17 protein-coding genes are annotated in these 18519 nt (G+C 45.8%); 7 read left to right on the top strand and 10 right to left on the bottom strand.

What is annotated here, in order from left to right:
* Window positions 1-216 precede the first annotated feature (216 nt).
* Together arsB and Q365_RS0123830 are read right to left on the bottom strand one after the other, a co-directional pair.
* On the bottom strand, window positions 217-1242 hold the full coding sequence (gene arsB / locus Q365_RS0123835) for an ACR3 family arsenite efflux transporter (RefSeq protein WP_028025721.1): 1026 nt from the start codon (window positions 1240-1242) through the stop codon (window positions 217-219).
* A 274-nt stretch (window positions 1243-1516) separates the two neighbouring features.
* A complete protein-coding gene (locus Q365_RS0123830) occupies window positions 1517-2383 on the bottom strand; it encodes an urea carboxylase-associated family protein (protein WP_028025720.1) in 867 nt (288 codons plus the stop codon).
* A 286-nt stretch (window positions 2384-2669) separates the two neighbouring features.
* Here Q365_RS0123830 and Q365_RS0123825 point away from each other — a divergent pair, with 286 nt between their 5' ends.
* A complete protein-coding gene (locus tag Q365_RS0123825; RefSeq protein WP_028025719.1) occupies window positions 2670-3008 on the top strand; it encodes a hypothetical protein in 339 nt (112 codons plus the stop codon).
* Between the two features lie 188 nt (window positions 3009-3196).
* Here the strand turns inward: Q365_RS0123825 and ompV are convergent, their stop codons facing one another.
* The 3 genes from ompV to Q365_RS0123810 all read right to left on the bottom strand — a co-directional run bounded on the left by ompV (window position 3197) and on the right by Q365_RS0123810 (window position 6125).
* Window positions 3197-3973, bottom strand: coding sequence for an outer membrane protein OmpV (gene ompV, locus Q365_RS0123820; RefSeq protein ID WP_035025648.1), 777 nt, complete (start codon window positions 3971-3973; stop codon window positions 3197-3199).
* A gap of 104 nt (window positions 3974-4077) precedes the next feature.
* On the bottom strand, window positions 4078-5382 hold the full coding sequence (locus tag Q365_RS0123815; protein WP_028025717.1) for an ATP-binding protein: 1305 nt from the start codon (window positions 5380-5382) through the stop codon (window positions 4078-4080).
* A gap of 2 nt (window positions 5383-5384) precedes the next feature.
* Window positions 5385-6125: a response regulator gene (locus Q365_RS0123810; protein ID WP_028025716.1), complete on the bottom strand. Its 741-nt coding sequence runs from the start codon at window positions 6123-6125 to the stop codon at window positions 5385-5387.
* A gap of 758 nt (window positions 6126-6883) precedes the next feature.
* On the opposite strand from Q365_RS0123810, the gene Q365_RS0123805 reads away from it, so the two are divergent.
* The 6 genes from Q365_RS0123805 (at window position 6884) to Q365_RS0123780 (ending at window position 10727) form a co-directional block, all read left to right on the top strand.
* Complete coding sequence (locus Q365_RS0123805; protein WP_245621607.1) at window positions 6884-7171, top strand: acyl carrier protein; 288 nt, start codon at window positions 6884-6886, stop codon at window positions 7169-7171.
* Window positions 7164-8414 (top strand): beta-ketoacyl-[acyl-carrier-protein] synthase family protein, encoded by a 1251-nt coding sequence (locus tag Q365_RS0123800; RefSeq protein WP_028025714.1) that lies wholly within the window; start codon window positions 7164-7166, stop codon window positions 8412-8414. The genes Q365_RS0123805 and Q365_RS0123800 overlap by 8 nt, the downstream gene beginning before the upstream one ends.
* Before the next feature lie 26 nt (window positions 8415-8440).
* Complete coding sequence (locus Q365_RS0123795) at window positions 8441-8950, top strand: 3-hydroxyacyl-ACP dehydratase FabZ family protein (protein WP_028025713.1); 510 nt, start codon at window positions 8441-8443, stop codon at window positions 8948-8950.
* A gap of 220 nt (window positions 8951-9170) precedes the next feature.
* The gene (locus Q365_RS0123790) at window positions 9171-9518 is read left to right on the top strand and encodes a GNAT family N-acetyltransferase (protein ID WP_028025712.1); all 348 of its coding nucleotides are present in this window, start codon (window positions 9171-9173) and stop codon (window positions 9516-9518) included.
* Window positions 9511-10113 (top strand): GNAT family N-acetyltransferase, encoded by a 603-nt coding sequence (locus Q365_RS0123785; RefSeq protein ID WP_028025711.1) that lies wholly within the window; start codon window positions 9511-9513, stop codon window positions 10111-10113. Before Q365_RS0123790 ends, Q365_RS0123785 begins: the two co-directional genes overlap by 8 nt.
* A 2-nt stretch (window positions 10114-10115) precedes the next feature.
* Window positions 10116-10727 (top strand): CPBP family intramembrane glutamic endopeptidase, encoded by a 612-nt coding sequence (locus Q365_RS0123780; protein ID WP_028025710.1) that lies wholly within the window; start codon window positions 10116-10118, stop codon window positions 10725-10727.
* On the opposite strand, the gene Q365_RS0123775 is transcribed toward Q365_RS0123780, so the two are convergent.
* The 5 genes from Q365_RS0123775 to Q365_RS0123750 all read right to left on the bottom strand — a co-directional run bounded on the left by Q365_RS0123775 (window position 10722) and on the right by Q365_RS0123750 (window position 18355).
* On the bottom strand, window positions 10722-11966 hold the full coding sequence (locus tag Q365_RS0123775; RefSeq protein WP_028025709.1) for an ABC transporter permease: 1245 nt from the start codon (window positions 11964-11966) through the stop codon (window positions 10722-10724). The two genes, Q365_RS0123780 and Q365_RS0123775, sit on opposite strands and share 6 nt — an antisense overlap.
* Window positions 11963-12625: an ABC transporter ATP-binding protein gene (locus Q365_RS0123770; protein WP_028025708.1), complete on the bottom strand. Its 663-nt coding sequence runs from the start codon at window positions 12623-12625 to the stop codon at window positions 11963-11965. The genes Q365_RS0123775 and Q365_RS0123770 overlap by 4 nt, the downstream gene beginning before the upstream one ends.
* Window positions 12612-13733 carry an efflux RND transporter periplasmic adaptor subunit gene (locus Q365_RS0123765; RefSeq protein WP_028025707.1) on the bottom strand — a complete coding sequence of 374 codons (1122 nt, stop codon included), beginning with the start codon at window positions 13731-13733 and terminating at the stop codon, window positions 12612-12614. The genes Q365_RS0123770 and Q365_RS0123765 overlap by 14 nt, the downstream gene beginning before the upstream one ends.
* Before the next feature lie 203 nt (window positions 13734-13936).
* Complete coding sequence (locus Q365_RS0123760) at window positions 13937-15664, bottom strand: ABC transporter transmembrane domain-containing protein (RefSeq protein ID WP_081796379.1); 1728 nt, start codon at window positions 15662-15664, stop codon at window positions 13937-13939.
* 888 nt (window positions 15665-16552) lie between these two features.
* Entirely contained in the window at window positions 16553-18355 is a 1803-nt protein-coding gene (locus Q365_RS0123750; protein ID WP_028025705.1) for a DCC1-like thiol-disulfide oxidoreductase family protein, read from the bottom strand.
* Window positions 18356-18519 lie beyond the last annotated feature (164 nt).

Genomic DNA, 18519 nt, shown 5'->3' with positions numbered 1-18519 from the left:
GCATCTTACTCGCTTTTTGAACTAAGGCAATCGTTTGCGTATGGGTTTTTATCAATCCATGTCGAATAGGCGTTTGAATGGTGTTTTTATAGACGAGTTGGATTGCTTTTGGTCTTTTATCGAGGATCTATGTTAGGGATTAGTGTGGATAATGGATGAGAAGATTGCCATGATCAAAAAAGCCCTGAGAGACAGGGCTTTCAAACAAAACGTGGATTATGGCTGACTAGGTTCAAACCAATGTGTTGTTCGGTTGGCGAACCACACCAGAGAGAGCATAACCGGCACTTCAACAAGCACACCCACCACCGTGGCCAATGCCGCACCGGAGTGAAGGCCAAACAGAGAAATAGCAACCGCAACGGCCAGTTCAAAGAAGTTAGATGTTCCAATCATCCCCGCTGGTGCAGCGACGTTGTGAGGCAACTTGAGCCACTTCGCCGCACCGTAAGCAATCGCAAATATGCCATAGGTTTGAATTAGCAACGGAATTGCTATGAGTAAGATAGTTTGTGGCTGACTGACAATGGTCTGCGCTTGAAAACCAAATAGAAGCACAACAGTGCCGAGCAACCCGACAATTGACCACGGTTTTACCGCGCTGAGAAAGCCATCAAGCTTTTGCTCGCCCTGTTTCAGCAATTGCCTGCGTGCCCATGCTCCCGCCACAAGTGGCAATATTACATACAGAGCCACAGACAGGATCAGCGTTTCCCAAGGGACCTGAATATCAGTCACGTCTAACAAAAATGCGGTGATCGGTGCAAAAGCAAAGACCATGATAAGGTCGTTGACGGAAACCTGAACCAGCGTGTAATTCGCATCACCTTTGGTTAGTTGGCTCCACACAAACACCATTGCCGTACAAGGGGCGACACCTAATAGAATCATTCCCGCGATGTATTCGTTGGCACTTTGCGGGTCGACCCAATCTGCAAAAAAACCTTTGAAAAATAGCCAGCCCAGCGCAGCCATCGTAAAGGGTTTGACCAACCAATTGATCACTAGCGTTAGCGCCAATCCTTTCGGTTTTTTGCCCACATCTTTGATGGCAGAAAAGTCTATCTGCACCATCATCGGGAAAATCATCACCCAGATCAGAACGGCGACAACCAGATTGACATGAGCGAACTCTAAACCTGCAACCACTTCAAATGCTGAAGGGATCAGATTACCCAGAAGAACCCCCGCTGCGATACACACTGCCACCCAAACTGACAGGTAACGTTCAAACATGCCCATAACTTTGCCCTGATGTGTTATTGAATATATGAAATTTCATATGTTTGTATGATTCGATACTATATATATGTTTTTCCATATGTAAAGTGACATTCGAATGACAGTGGTATTTTGGGGATGCTTGAAAAGGTGACAGCGACTTCATTCCATCTAAGTCGCTAATCTTGTTTTATCATCGGAATTCCCGTTGAGGTTCTCACCCCAACGAGTGGCGAATGCGAATGGCGGGTAGCGATTGTGGCAGGGCTTCAGCAAAGGGCTGCTTTAACCTAATCTACTTCGCCACGAACTCACTGCGCGTGAACAGTTGCCATGCTTCCAGCGTGTGTTTTTCAGGGGTGAACACTTCTACAGTCAGCGGGTAGCACTGCGCGTCATCGCAGGAATGAGTGCTGCTGCAATCTCCCCCAGGACATGCGGAGAGCGCGCCCAGTAAATCGGTTTCTGCAAAGAACTCAATGTAGTCGCCTTGGCGGGCAGGGCTGGCTTTCATAAAGTACTGGTGTGTGTCTTTGGTAAAGCCCGTGCACATAAACACATTCAACACATCATGAACGTGGGGTTCTGCCTCTTTTTGCCGAACGCCGAGCTTATCTGCTAGGGCGCGGGTGAGGTTAGAGTGGCAGCAATGATGGTAGTGCTCATCATGGAGTCGGTGGTGCGTATAGGGGTCGCAACGCGTTCCAATGACATCATGAACACCCGCGCCATCATCATCCCATCCATACCAACGCAAGGAATCATCTGTGATCGTTGCTATTGGCCGTAAATACGGCATGTTGCTCCATAGTCTGTCGCCAGTGGTTAAATGGGTGGCATGGAGTTGGCGGGTTTTCCCACTGAAAAAGCGCTCGCTAAGATCGTCTCGTTGCCAGAGGTTCAAATCTCCAACTTGTGAGCCATGCTGACAGGAAATACGGAAAAAACACCCAGCAGGAACGACAAAGCAGCGGGCCTCTCTGGGGGCGATTTCAAGTAATACCGTGCGCGCGGCTGATGCTCTTGCTGTTTGATAAAAATTGGCATCATATGACGGCAGGGAATCGGTGGCGTAACAGACAACTGGCTTTGCTGCACGGCGCTCGTCTGCATCGGCTGGTGGAAGATTCGCAGTGTGATTAGGTTCCTTGGAACTCGTCATTTAATTTCCTTTATATCATCACTATCAAGCAAGTATATCCAACCCTGCCAATATTGAAGGTTTCACAAACGAGTCATGGCTTTTTTGTCAATCAACTTCGCCAATCAACTTTCGTCAATTAACTGAAGGTGCAGGGCATTGTTGTCACTCGATGTCTCTGGTGAGGCTGGTTTTTGTGGTACATGGCGTCTACCATGCCCCCCAAGGTTTTGGTGGGCTTATCCGAAGGGATCGGAAATACCCAACAACGCCACATGATTTCAGACTCTTAAAGGAGTGTTTTAGAGTGAGAAAAACCGACAAGAAAATAGAGAACTCGCTAAGGGAAGCGCTGACCGAGGTATGCGACATCGCCCTAGAGCAACACGAGGGCTTCGAATGGCTTACGCATTTTGCTAACTATGGCAGTTTCCCGAGTTCGCTTCGCATCGTGTGCATCTTTGATTCCAATGCGCATCTAGCCAATGCAGACACAGATGCGCTATGCGGACTTATCAAAGAAAAACTGGTAGATATCGATATCAAACTGAAAGACATTACGCGGCACGTCACCTTCGATACACAAGAGAACTGCAACGTTGAAAACAACGGTAAATGGAGTGACCGCTTTGAAAAGCGCATGTAAGTTGTACAGCTGCGTGGTTGTTTCTCTTAGCGTTAACCAGCGCGACCATTCGGCTGCGCTGGCGGTGAAAGCAATTAATTAGGCGTAATCTATTAAGCTCAGGCCCATTAAAGCAGCGCTCCTTCAAGCGTCGTTCCTTCAAGCAGAGCCGATCAAGAACCGTTCAAAGTACTCAGGCTTTTGCTTGTTTAGAAGTAATAGGCGACGGCAGCGCCAACCACCCACTGGTTAGCGCTGTCGACAATAGGAGAGTCGGCAACTTCGCTGCCTAAACGCGTGTATTGGGTTGACTGTGTTAGGTTCCAGTTTTCGCTGAGCGGATAGATCAACTTGTAACCCAATTCATAAGCAACACTGCTATCGCCAGTGTAGGCAGGGCGGTTGACTCTCGCTTCGTTCGGATTGACACCAAAATAGTAATCGACAAAGTCTTTGCTTTGCAGCATGACGCCAGCGAAGGAGAGCAAATCAGCTTTACCAATGGTGTAAAGGTCGAAGTATCTAGCACCGGCGAGGTACCCTTTGTAGGCACCCGAAACATCGTGTTGGAAATAGGTGGAAATCACGCCGTTGCCAAGTCTGAAATCTGCGTTCAAACCGAGGTCGACACTCAAGTCCCTGTCATCCATGCCTTTTAGAAAATCTGAAGTGTCATCGTCATATGCCAACCCCGGGCTGGTCAGAAGAACCCCGATGTTTACTCGATCACTGTCAGTACCGTAAACGCGATAGTTCGCACCGCTAAAATCGATGTTGAAGTCATCACCTTGGTAGCCAACATTCACAATTGGAACGACCGAATCCTTTTGATCCTTGTAGAGATCGCTGACGCCAGCAACGCCCGCTTCTGATATCCATGTGTTTTGTTTGGTGTAGATGCCACCGTTCAATATATAAGTGTCACCTGCAGCATGAACGGCGGAGGTTACGGCAAACGTTGACAATAAAACTGCGATGTTTTTCATGATGCTGTCCTTAGTTGTTCGTCTTGTGAACACAGTACAAAATCACTCAGACTGACAAAAGGATCAGTGTGTCATCGGTTGGTGATAGCTTTGTGGTGACTTTGTCACTGTTTGTCAGCATCAGTGTCAGGAAGGGTAAGGACAAGTCTGGCACCGCCCGAGGGACTTTCCTCAAAGGTGGCGTGACCGTCGTGTTTCTCAATGATCAGCTTAACGATGGCCAATCCTAATCCGTGCCCCATGTTTGCTTTGTTCCTCGATGGATCAACGCTAAAAAAGGGTTCAAAAATCCGTTCACGAAATTGCGCTGGCACACCGGGACCATCGTCTTCAACAACGATATTAATGGCTTGCGCGTGTCGGTAACAACGCACAGTGATCGTTGATACTGAATATCGCATGGCATTAGATAACACGTTTTCAATGGCACGCTTTAGCAAGGTTTTGTCAGCCAGAAACGAGATGTCAGGGTCTATCGCTACGTCGATATGGCGGTGATGAGGATTCGGAAGGCGTTCAACCATGCTTGCTATATAGGGAAGAACAGCAATATCTTCCTTGTTGAGTGGTATGTCCTGACGGCCAACTTTTGCGAAATAGAGCAGTGCATCGACCAGCTGCTCCATTTCCTCCGTGTCTTCGATAATGCTTGCGAGCTTTTGCTTTAGCGTCGGCGAGTCAGCCTCTTCATGAAGAATTTCTGCTTGCCACTGAATGCGAAAGATGGGGGTCCGAAGGTCATGAGCGACGGCTTGGGTTAAAGAGCGGTTACTGGTAATGAGTTGGGATATTTTGTCAGCCATTTCATTGAAGCTTTCGTTCATTTTACCCACTTTGTTGCCACTGTTAGTCGGCGCACGAACGTTCAAATTACCTTTGGCAAATTCCGCCGTTACGTGTTGCAAGGCGCGCATTCTGCGACCGATAAACCAGATAAGCCAGCTTGAATAAATTAAGAAACCAACGGTAATGAAAACGAAAAACAGTGCATCACTAATGTCAATATTCTGCCTAACCAGAGAGGTCTCGTCAGGGGCGATATGATAGAAAGTGTCTGAGTCAGGAAAGGTCAGCCAAAGCGCTCGATCATCGTCATGAAAGGAGTAAAGATGGGGAGGCAGACTCTGTGCGAAGTAGCTTTGAACCTCTTTAGGGGCAAGATTCGCTGACACAATGTTTAATTTGCTGGCGGTGGACTCGGCATAATGAGTAAGCAATTGCGTCGTAAACTCGCTGCCCTGTGACTCAGAGATACTGACAATGACGCTGTGAAGAGCTGCAGCCTGCATGTCTTCCAGTACATAGTCATAGTCTGTGTTGAGTCGGTAGACAAAGAACTCAAAGGCAAACAGACTGACAATAAAGAGAACAAACAGTCCGGCAAATGATTCGATATAAATTCGCCACATAGTCACACTTTATGTTGAAGGTCATTCCACGCATCAGGCACAAAAAGGTAGCCCTGTCCCCTGACAGTAAGTATGCGACATGGTGAGGAGGGGTTATCCCCCAGCTTTTTACGCAAACTGACCACTTTGTTGTCGACGGTACGATCCAATCCATCGTACTCGATGCCTCTCACCGCAAGGGTCAGAGTGTCTCGGGATAACACTTCGTCTGCCGATTCAGCAAGTAACCATAAAAGATCAAATTCACTGTCGGATAATGGAATATTTTTGTCTGCCAATGCACACCATTTCCGAGATTTATTCAGTGATAACTTGCCATAAACCAGAGTGTTAAGCGTTGCTGGTGGCGGTTGTTCCGTTTTCACGGGCTGGCTTTCAGCTCGGCGGATCAATGCGCGCAGTCGTGCGAGTAACACCCTTGGCTTTATCGGTTTGGTAACAAAGTCATCAGCCCCGATTTCTAGTGCAGCCACGTGGTCGAAATCATCATCACTGGCTGTCAGCATAAGTACTTTGCCAGAAAATTGCGGGCGGATCTGTCGACATATTGTCAGGCCATCGATGTCGGGTAGCATCAGGTCTAACATCACGATGTCCGGCTGCTCCGATACAATCGCTTCAATCGCAGTCTCTCCCAATTCAAACGCGGTGACTTCGAAGTCTTGTTCTCTGAAATAGGAGGATAGGAGCTGACGAAGCTTAATGTCGTCTTCAACAATGAATAGACGGGGAGTTGAAGCCATCTAATGTCCTTAATGCGTATGCAAACAATATGATCCACCCACTGTTTTAGCACAGCGTTAGTCACTAAGTGGTCATTAATTTTGGATGAGTTGGTCTAAAGAGATGTAGCAGGCCAGCGGGAGCGAGGTTTTTGCGGTTATGAGTTTGACTGAACATAGGTTGACGACAAAAGAGGTTGTCGACAACAGAGGTTACTTGGGCATAGAATTGGTTAAGACCACAGAACGGCTGTTATCAATAAAAATCGCACTTATCTCAATTTCAGTAAAACGCGCCCAACTTCCCATTGTTAATTAAAGTATAAATCAGTATTTTTTCCTAAATTCGCATGAGGCCGTTTAATTACTAATAGATTATTGAAATCACACGTATCTCTTTTTAATGAAATCAGTATTTGGATTGTATTTATTGTTTCATTGGTGAGATATTTTGATAATTTAATTATGGAGTTTATGAATGACTTATTAAGTTCTATGATGCGATCCACGCGCTTATTCTTACTTGAATAGCTTTGTTTTTAATTGTTTAAAATCAATATCTTGTGTGATTTTAATTGTTGGCCTGAATTCCATATAATATCAGCGCCACCAACAACGTTAGCGGGGTGTTTAGGCCGTTATTCGGCATTTATCTCGGTGTATAAGTTTCTAAGCTGTTTGACGCTTTTAAAAGCCCTTGTTAACCTTTTCGAAAAGGAAAAACACACACAAGTGCAGCCTTTCTTGTGTAAATAATTCATGAGCTTGATGGTAATAATATGAGCAATTCTATAGGAAATTCAAAATATTTAACGGACTCGCTAATATCTGAAATCATGAGTCGGCTAGAATCTGAGTCAGAAAGTGCCATTGCAGCGAAAGATATTCTTCCCTCTATGTCCTTGCGTGGTGATCTTGGAATGGACTCCATGCAGGCTGTGTCACTGACCCTCGATTTAGAAGATTCTCTGTCTATATCTATCGATGATGAAGACTTAATAAAGCTCGATACTGTCAGTGACCTTTTGAACATCATTGAATCCAAGCTAAGTCAAAAGAATGGATAGTCGTAGACGTGTAGTGATCACCGGTGTGGGTGTCGTTTCTTCAATAGGCAATGATTTTGATACGTTAACGGAATCTTTGAAGCTGGGTCGCAGCGGCATTCGCGCGGTTGAAGCGTGGTCTGAGTATGGGTTAACGAGCCGCATTGCTGGTTTGGTTGATTTAGATGAATCAAAAATACAGTCGGCGAACATTCCGCTGAAACTCCGAAGAGCGATGCCGACCTCAACGCTTTATTGCAGTGTTGCCGCCAGCGATGCAATTGCGGCCTCTCGCTTGAGCCCTGAAGAACTCGCCGATCCGCGAACTGCTTGCCTTGTTGGCAGCGGTGTGGCGGATGTCAGTGTGATACACCGAGAAGGGGAAAGGTATTACAGTGGACAGGTTCGCAGAACCGAACCCTATACAGTACTCAAATCCATGAGCAGCACGGTGAGTGCCATTCTCACGAAACTCTTTGGTATAACTGGGCGAAGCTATTCAATCTCGTCTGCTTGTGCCACTGGCGCGCACAATATTGGACATGCTTACGAACTGATACGCGATGGCGTGATAGACAGAGCCGTAACAGGCGGGTGTGAGGAAGTGAACGAGCTGATCGTTGCTTCGTTTCAAGCCTTGAGAATGGCGCTCTCTACCGGTTTTAATGACACACCTGAAGGCGCATCTCGCCCATATGATCGTGACAGAGATGGCTTTGTGATTAGCGGCGGGGCAGGTGTTCTAGTGTTGGAGTCGCTGGATTCCGCATTGGAACGTAACGCGCCGATTTATGCTGAAATCGTGGGTTATGCCGCGAATTCTGACCCTTATGACTTAGTGCTGCCTCAAGCCGACGGTGGGACATTTGTCGATTGCATTGCCAGTTCATTAGACGACGCGGGCATTTCCTCTGACGATATTGATGCCATTAATACGCACGGGACAGGCACCGTTGCCGGTGATGTGGCCGAAGCCAATGGTCTACGTCGAGCTTTCGGAGAAAATGTTCCGAGGTTTTCATCGACGAAATCAATGACGGGACATGCGATTGGCGCAGTAGGGGCCATCGAGTTGATTGCTTGCATCGCCATGCTAAAAGATGGCTTCATCGCGCCCTCTATCAACATTGATAATATTGACCCTGAGTTTGCTGATTTACCCATCGTATGCGAAGCCACCCAGGCTGATTTGAAAACGATTCTCTCGTTAAACTTTGGTTTTGGTGGCACGAATGCGGCGACTGTCCTTCGAAAAATGGACTGATACGATGGCGTCTGTGGATAGGGCATATGAATAGAAACGTGATTGATGCGTTGAGGGATTCGCAAAACGAACTCGGTAAAGAGGCCATTCGCGAGATTTTACCTTATGGCGACGAATTTTTATTCGTAGATTCAGTCAGTTATTTAACTGAGTCGAAGGTCATTGCGCAATACAACATACCCGTATCGTCTGATCTGATTAATGCGCATTTCAAACATGTGAGCATGATGCCGGGCGTTTTAATGGGGGAAGCATTAGCGCAGGCCGGTATTGTTTTACTGCATTACCGGAGTGAGTTTGAAGAAGAAACGGATGTGATTGCCAGTACTGTGAATCAAATGCGATTTAAGTCTCCTGCTCTGCCTGGGGATACCCTAGAAGCACATGTCAGCATTAAGGCAATCAACAGTCTTGGGGCGAGGTTAACAGGCAATTCATACGTCAATGGGCGCGAAGTGTTGTCGGCGACGTTTGACCTTACGTTTATAAAGCGAAAAAACCTTATTGAGCACATTGCTCAACACGTCACACGTTGAGGTTGCGTGGGTATTAAATGCCCTATATCAGATCAACCATTTATTCCAAGTATTACTGCAACATAAAAGTTCGAAAGTTATGCGAACGTTTGGTCTGAAAATATGAGTGGAGAATTTAGCGTTGTTTAGATTGGCAACAGTGGATGATTTTCTGAATGTGGAATCATCGAACTTTAAGGGCTCGACGTATAAAAACCTCGCTTATCCTCTTGGTTGTTCAATGTCAGAACTTGATGCGGCATTGGGTGAGGGGGATTTTGTTGTGTTTAATGAAGATCGAAAAGTGGGATTTATTAGAATAAAAGCCATGTTCGAAGGCATTGCCTATCTTGATATCCATCTATTATCTGATTCTGCCGGTGATGACATTCAGGCGGTAATGAACTGGCTTGGTGAACATTACGAGCTGGGTAAATATTACATTCAGTTACTCCCCAGCGAGTTGCGAGAAATAGAGTGCTTAACACGGTTAGGGTTTTCTGAAGAAGCGCGATTGAAAGAACAGTTGTTTGTTGAAGGGGCGTATCACGATTTATTAATGATGGGAAGTGAGGATAAACGTGTTTGATAGTGTACGTGGAATCTATTGCGCTTTGCGCCGCCCGAACCTTGAAGATCTCGATACAATAGCCCGCTGGCTAGATGATCCTTACTTGAATTCGACAGTCTTTGATAGCTCAACCTTTGCCAATGGTGCTAAGGAACACGCCATGGCGTGGCTTGAGCAGAACGCCGCGGTGTATGGGGGAGATAACCTTTTAGGGCTGGTGTGTTCGGTCAAGACGGGCAAGCCAATAGGGATGGTCTGGTTTAACAACATTGATTGGAAAAGCCGTACAGCAGATCTTCGATATCTCGTGGGGGAAGAAGAGTACCGTAACAGCGTATTTGGGCCTGAGATTGCACTTTTAAGCCTGCAAATGGCTTTTCAAGTGATGAATTTACATAAAATCTACGGCTATGTGTTATCCGGTAATGAGGATTCAATTCGTCTGGCTGAGTTTGGCGGAATAAAAGAAGGCGTGTTAAAAAATTACGTTCGTGTTGGCGATGGATGGAATGATTACCATCTTTACGCCATGTTTTCAGATGACTTCCGCGCTTTTCTGCAAAAACACAAAGATGGCGTTTTACGTCGTCATTTCAAAAAAGGACTCTTCTAGAAGTGAGCCTGCTTGCTATATTACTTGGCTTAGTGGTCGGTTTGTCTTTTTTATATCCGCGTTTCATTAGTGATCGTCTTGGCTTTATATTCATGCTGCCTGTCATCATCTATACGGTGTATTTCTATATAGAATGGCAGTTTGTTTCTTTGTTTCAACTTGGTGTGATTATTTCTGGTGGTGTGTGCGTTGGTGTCGCTTTACTGTTTGCCGGACTGCCAATAAGCGCGCCTAAACCAAAAGATTTCTTTATCAATAGTGCCCGTGGGCTTAGGCTTGGGCTTGGATTTCTAAAGAATAATCGCGACTATCTTTTATTTCAGGTCGGGATAACCTGTTACGAAGAACTTATATGGCGAGTGTTTTTAATCAGTGCATTATTGACCATGCTTCCCGCTTGGGCGGCTGTATGTCTCTCTTCGGTTTTGTTCTGGACGGTGCACGAAGAAAACAGGCCGATGGGATGGCATTCACTTGAGTTTTTTATCTTCGCGACGGTACTAGGTGTTGCTTACATTCTGACGGGTTCATTGCTGTTCGTATGGATGGTTCATCTAACCAGAAATGTCCTTATCCTGTCCGCCTCATATTATGAGGCGCATCAGGCGTCATGAATCTCTCAGTGCATCCACTGGCTTCATTTGTGCGGCTCTTCGAGCGGGTAAATACCCGGCGACAAATCCAACCAGAATAGACACACAGAGGGCAATGCTGATCCCTCCAATTCCCGGAAAGAGTGGAAAGCCAGTAAAAAAGTCCAACACAAATCCGATTAGCAGCCCAACGGCTAAACCAAACGAACCGCCAATCAGACAAATCAGCACGGATTCGACAATAAACTGAATCATTATATGACTGCGATGGGCACCAATGGCAGCGCGAATACCGATTTCTCTCGTGCGTTCAGCAACGGCGGTACTCATGATCCCTGCAACGCCAATCGCACCTACGATTAACGCGCTAGAGGCGGCAATAATGCCAATGATTGTCACGCCACCGAGAATGTTATCCGTGGTTTTTATGTAAGAGGCGAGGGTCTCGCTTTCGTATTCAAACACGCCGTGATAGCGCCGCGAAAGCACGCCTTTTAGTTGCGCCGCAGCTGCTTCGGCGGTGTCCACGGTTGAGGCTTCAGCTTGAATATAGCTAATGTCATCGTTACCGTTCATGGCTTGCACAAGAGGGTAGCTCACTAGAATTCGATTGTTCACATCGCCACCGGCAGAGCCGATGCTGGCGAGTAAATCCCGACTTTTAGAGCGAAGCACGCCAATGATCTGATATTCACGACCGGATATTCGAAAAGTGCGGCCTATGGGGTTAGTGATGCCGGGGAACAAGCTTGATATAACCGTTTCGCCAATGATCGCGACAGGTCTACGATTTCGGATTTCTACTTCTCGAATGCCTCGACCTATGCGTAGTTGGTCATTGTTAATGGTTAGGAAATCTCGATTTACGCCAATAACTTGTGAGTTGCTGTAACGGTTACCCGCCTGAACGATAGGTGCTCGTTCTCTCGGCGTAACAATTGGGCTGATGAGGCTGACAGAGGGGCAACAGTCTCCTTGAAGCGCGATCAAATCATTATTATTGATGCCAGTACCGGTTCGCGTTCGTTTGTGCGGATCTTTGTTGCTCTGTGTGCGATATACCCAAACTGACTTGAGACCAAATGTCTCTAATTCCTGCATGACGAATGCTTTACCGCCCGTGCTGACTGCATCTACCGTCATGACTGCTGCAATACCTACGGCAATACCGATCATACTGAGCATCGATCTTCCCCAGTTCTCAACCATGGCGAATCGGGCTTCTCGGAACAAATCAACGAGAACGCGCAATCTCTTCATATCACTATCCTGCCGTCTCGCATATGCACGATTCTGTCGGCATTCTCGGCCAAATGGGCATCGTGAGTGACCATGACAATGGTGTGACCTTCAGCATGCAGTTCTTTAAATAACGCCATAACCTGCAATCCTGTGTTGCTGTCTAAAGCGCCTGTGGGTTCATCTGCAATCAGCAATTTGGGTTTGTTAACCAGCGCGCGAGCAATGGCTACGCGTTGTTGCTGACCACCTGAAAGTTGATTGGGTAAATGCGTGGCACGATCGGCCAGACCGACTCGTTCAAGAGCAGCCAAAGCAAGCGCTTGCCGCTTCGAGGGTGGGGTGCTCTGATACACCAATGGCAGCATGACATTTGCTAATGCATCACGGCGTGATAGCAAATTAAAAGATTGAAATATGGTGCCAATCAACGAAGAGCGAAGCGTGGCAAGTCCATCGTCGTCTGCCTGATGCACAGCGGTGCCGTCTAAGTGGTAGGTACCTGAATCCGCGTTATCTAAACAGCCAATAATGTTGAGTAGGGTGCTTTTTCCTGAGCCGGACGCGCCCATGATCGCAACAAACTCTCCCTGTTCTATCGTCAGGTCGACATCCTGTATGACGGGTAGTGTGTTGTCGCCGCGGAAATAGGATTTTTGCAACGATTTAATGGTGATCATCTTTGACTATAAACCTTGCTGCACGCCCATTTTCAAGATATCCGCCATCAAACAAGACAACCCGTTGCCCCTCTTGAATGCCACTAATTATCTCAACATGTGTGTCTGTCTCTAATCCTGATTCGACAGGTTGCAAGCGAATGACGCCTTGCTCTATCAGCGCGACTTCAAAGACGCCAGGTTCGCGCTCACGCAATGCGCTATAAGGCAGGCTGAGGACATTGCCACGTTCTTCTATGACTATTTCAATATCGAGTTGCTGTCCCAGCAGCAGTTCGGGGGCATCAGATCCCAATCCCATGCGCACGGGAAATGTATTGAGATACCGTTGAGCGGTCCGTTCGATTGCGGGGCCAATCCAGTGAATTTGGGTTTGCCATTCTAGGTCGGGAAAGGCATCAGACGAGACGTTAACCGTCTGACCAACATTAATCCGTCCACTGTCTACGGCATCTAAATTGGCTTCAATTTCCCATCCCTCAATCGCAACGAGTTCGAAGAGTTCCGTTCCTGCTTCAACCCATTGTCCAGATTCCGTCCATTTATCAATGATGACGGCATCAAAGGGGGCATTGAGCTTCTGCCAATCTTGTTCAAGCGCACTCATTTGGGCGTCTGCTTGGGCAATAGCAACGGCTGCACGCGCTGTTTCTACTTCAAATCTAACCTGATCTAGCGCTTCCACGGAGACGAGCTTTCTACCCGATAGCTCTGAAATTCTGTTGTAGCGCTGCTGCTGCTCTTTCAAACGCACCGTTTCTTGCTGAACGACGGCTTTTGCGCGTTGGAGTCGGGTAATGGATGCGCGGCTATCCATGGAAGCCAGAGTGTCATCCTTTTTCACCAGATCGCCGCGAGCAACATTGACCTCCTCAACGCGCCCATTAACCAACGCCGTTAGAGATACGGTGCGATCATTGATAACCTCACCCGTTACGCGAATGATATAGGCCATATCGTTGCGTTGTAATTGCACACCTGAAACACTGAGCGGTGGTTTTTCATAGAAAAAGTAGCCAGCAGTCGCTGCGAAAACCAAAACAACGATAGCGAATATGCTCTTAAAATAGCCTCTAATGGATTGCCTACCAGACTGCTTCAATGTCATAAGAGGTGCTCTCAATTCTCTATCCCTAATCTTTCAAAAATCATGAAGACGTCAGCTCATTTCACTCTTATATATTTAAGAGATCGCTCTGGGAGTATATCCCTTCGAGTGTTGAAGATAAGTCTCAGTTTCGCTTAAACATTCAGTATGTATCGGCGCGTAAAAACTGATGACGTTACCCAAATAAACGAACCTTCGCTTGGCTAACCTTCTTTGGTCACCGTTTCAGTCACGCGAGTCGCGTTACTTAAGCTGTCATTCTCGAGATAAACGACGCGATCGACCGCATCAAATAGGCGATCATCATGGCTTACAATCACCACAATCTTTGACTGCTTTTGAGAACGAATAACATCAATGAGCAAGGTTACCGCTTCACTGTCTAAGTTGTTCGTGGGCTCGTCCATTAGCAAAATAGGTGTATCGCGTAGCAAGGCACGAGCGAGGCCTAATTTCTGAACTTGGCCTCCTGATAGCTCTGAATGCGCGTCTTTAATGACATGATCAATGCCTTGGTCCAGGCGCTCAACCCACTTATCCAGACCTACTAGAGATAACGCTGCTTGAATCTGTTTTGGCTCAACGTCCATGCCAAACGTCACGTTGTTACGAATAGAGTCTGAAATAATATGGATTTTTTGCGGCACCATGGAAATCCACTGAGATCGACTAGGTAGGGTGTTTAAGTGAATAGTGTCGAGTGCGATGTGCCCTGATTGAGGTTTGAGCTCTCCACTTAGAATGGTCAGCAACGTTGATTTTCCCGCACCGTTGCCGCCGTTAATCAAATGTGCCTGACCTTTTTTGAAAGCCAAGTCTAGGTTGGTGAATAAAGGGTAGTCGCGTTGGTAGGAAAAACTCATGCCCACTAACGTCATCGACTCAATGGCGGTTGATCGTTCTATGTTGGGCTCAACGCTATCGGTAATACGTTGCTGAGATTGTTTCTGCGCTAAATCAGACAATTCTTTGACACGCATTAACGCGGTCAATTCATTGGGGATGCTTGATGCAAACTCAATGATCCTAATCAGTGAGGGCACCATCAAGTTGAGTGTAGCTGTGTAGGTGATGATCAAGCCAACAGTCAGTTGTTCTTCAATGACCATGGCACCACCAAGATACCAAATAATGACCATAGCTATCATGGGAATTCCCATAATGATCATGCTCACTTTGGTATCATATAACTGTCGAGTGAAGCGTTTGCGTTCTAAGTTTTCAACGGATTTTCGGCAATGAATCAAAAAGAAATTTTCTGCATCGTATGTTTTTATTTCTGCGTCAGCTTCAATGGTTTCTTGTACGACAGTAAACTTTTTTGCGGATGCATCCGTTTCTTCTTTAGACGATGACCATAGAGCGCCATCAAATTTCATGTAAACAAGGATGGCAGCAGGCAGCAGGACAAGAAGAATGGCACTTAATTGCCAATTCATGAAAAAAACGATCACTAATAAAACGAGCGACAAGACGAAATGATGGATCGCGCTTGATAACCCATAAGGCATAATGACTTCGAACTGGTCTATATCCCTTGTAACTCTAGAGAGTAGGTCACCGTTGTTGATTTTTAACCGCTGGTTATAATTCAAACCCAGTATGCTTTTAATCACATCCTGGTTAAAATCAATCATGATCTCTTCGCGTACTTTCAAGCGAAATCGTGCGTTAACATAACTAAGCACTAAGTAACCGCTATAAAGAGTTGCGAGCAATAAAACGGTCTTCAGAAGTAACTCAGAGTCTGCGCTAGGGAGTACTTGGTCGATGAGATGCCCAGACAGGTAGGGCAGTGGCGCTTGAAACGCTGTTAGCAATAAAGCTAACAGTAGAAAAGATAAAGAATGATATTTTCTTTTTTTGTAGATGAGGTTATATAAGTAATAATTTCGGGTCACAGTCCGATCCGGGTGCAGAGGAAAGTCCATTTCCCCAAATAGTGATATAAAATGGGGATGGTACATCATCCCCTAATTTAATGTTTTAAACGCCTACTAGTTTTTTTAAGGCGTACTATGGTGTTCCACAACAAGGGCCTGGATTAGGTGGCGTAGGGGGATGAGTAGGATCTTTTTTCTTCGTGGCTAAAACAGGTCCCTTTTTCGCAACAAATTTTATTTTTTTCATCATCTTTTCCTTTTCGTGACAAAGCCAATTATTGACGTAATTAATCTATGTATATATTTAGTAACTAAATAATATACCACACTATTGTTGTGGGGGTTTTTTTGAAAGTCAAACCTTAACCAGTTGTAGGGTTAGGGTGTGCTAATAAATTTGATAAAATGATTGCTTTGTCTTTTATTTAAGAAGAGGTTAAATAATTTTTATCATTCGTTCTTAATTAACCTCTGCATCATTGTTCATTAATTTCTCATTGGCGTCCCATTCATTCATCATTTGTTGTTATGGTGTTTGGCTTATCTTTAACGTTTTGATGGCCTCTGAAATCGAGCATCTTCAGGTTACTTGGGCATAGGTCTGAGTGACAACCTGAGCGTTTTACGAGAAAAATGGAACGGTGTAACGATCAGGGATCGCTTTGGTCATATGTTTCTTTTACGGGATGCTGGGGTACCTATCGATAATCCGCTGAACAAAGAGCTTCTCTATGAAGGCGTTCAGGTTCATCACAACATCGCTAAGTTGTTTTGTTTAGTCGAATCTGGCCAGTTTCTTGGCTGCTTTTTTAAATTGGATGCAAGTAATCGGCTCTTACTATAACAGTGCTTTTATTGCTATCGATGCAATGGGGTGACCAAGGCATTGCATCGGCACGCACAGTTAACAGTGATACATTGTCGTATCGGACTAACTTATTTTTTTGCGTATTCTTTGAAGCACCAATGCGTCCACACTCTGACTTTTGAGGGTCTACGTGGCTTATAGTTTGGCATGGTTCTCAGTCGTTCAAACTCGATTGTGAAAGAAGCCAACTGTTTGTCTTTGGGTAACACTTGGTTGTTCCATTGTTGGCATAAATAGCCGCCATAACCTGCGAGTACTTTCTTGTCTCGATTTGAATGTAACCTTCCAAAGTATTTGCGCCAGCGATAATTTTTGAACTCAGCCGATAGAAGTTCAGGTATCACTCGGCTAGGTGGGGCAAAGCTCATATTCCAAACATCAACCACCTCGTTACCTCGGGTTTTACCTTCGATGACCGGCATCAAAGATAATTTTAGGGGTGATGGAGCAAACATCCCCCAGTGTTGATCAATGCGAAGTACTTTAGCGGGTATCGAGACGTGTTGCGGCCGCTTCACATGAAACTGTTGAACACCGCTAACGTTGTAGTACGTCACAATATAAAGTGCACCCAAGGCCACGCAATTTTCTACGTAACCAGCACGATCTTTTTGGTCGTTATAAGGCAGAAAACGTTCAGTTATTCGCCCCATCATGTCTCGGTTATCTGCGATCCAACGATAGAGTTTATTTCCAACTCCTAATAGGGGCTTCCATCCCATGACAACGCCGATGGGTCTAAAAAGTAGCGACACCCTAAACAGGTATTGAACGCCATTCCAGTGAGTATGCAAGCCGCCTTGATGGTCACAAAGCACCCAGCTGTTTTCCTTTTCCATGATTGGGTAAATGTCTGGATACTGCTGTGCAGGGTGTATCTTCACGCTGTCGGGAAGAAGAAAATTTCGGAGTATTAAGCAGGTTTTCTTGCAGAACCCACAGCCTTCATCATAGTAAATGACGATGTCTTTCCGTTTAGGTTTGGTATTGAATTTGGCTAACCAGTCCCAACACACGCTCGGAATGAGTAAGCTCAGTGACATAAAGTCGATAAACGGGAAAAGCACGATGTGAAGAGAAAAGAAGAAGGCGCTGTGCATGACGATCAACAATGCAAGTGTGAACAATCGCAATTGAACGTGGAAGATAGGAGAGAAAACCAGAAATATCGCAATGATTTCTAGATACCAGACAAAGTAAGTACCAAAGGTCAGAAGCGCAGGAAAATCTCTCATCCAAATGGCAAACACGGTGGCGAGTTGTTCGATATGGACGGCGTAGTATGCGGCATCCATGGTGACTTGCCAGTCATCAGACGTTTTTAATAATGCGGTGAAAAAATACAGATACATGACCTGAAGAAGAACGGCGACCGAGACAACTGAAAAGTATCTGTGGTCCTGAGGTATTGCGTTTTCGTCTGCTTTGTATCGACGATTCAACGAACTATCTATTGAGAATCTTGCGCCAATGGGCAGAAGGATTGCCCAAAAACACATAATCACCAACAATACGTCACCGCCGCTTACAATCACGCTGTTTCGGTTAACGATGGAGAAAAGAAAAATCCAACTAATAAACGCCATGGTTCGGGATTTGTAGCCAAAGAGGAGCAGGAGAGCAACCAGCGCAGCAATCACAAAGAGTAAGGTGACGAACCATTCACTGCCATTCATCCAATACAGTGAAAGTCGAAAATCTGAGGAAAGTGCCATGGAGGCCGTGCGACTCAGCAGCCCGTCATCCGTGTAGAACGCAGCAATGTCACGAGCTCTGCTAACTAAATCCACCAAAATCATCAAGGCGAGACCGATACGGAACAAAGCCAGAGTACGTAAGTCGATACCGAATACGGTTTTAAAAGAAGTCATCAACAATTCCATTGCTTACTAGTTATATCCCCAAACAACCTGTTGGTCTCTGAAATCGAGTATCTACAGGTTGCTTGGGTATACGTGCATTGAGTAAATATAAATGGGCATTAACCAAAATTTCACTCTTAATAATAATTTTGATTATAGGCGTTATTTACTGG

Source organism: Enterovibrio calviensis DSM 14347, from assembly GCF_000621165.1.
Taxonomy (GTDB): Bacteria; Pseudomonadota; Gammaproteobacteria; order Enterobacterales; family Vibrionaceae; genus Enterovibrio; species Enterovibrio calviensis.
The sequence above is the reverse complement of the archived record's forward strand: the minus strand, read 5'-3'. Positions and strand labels throughout refer to the sequence as shown.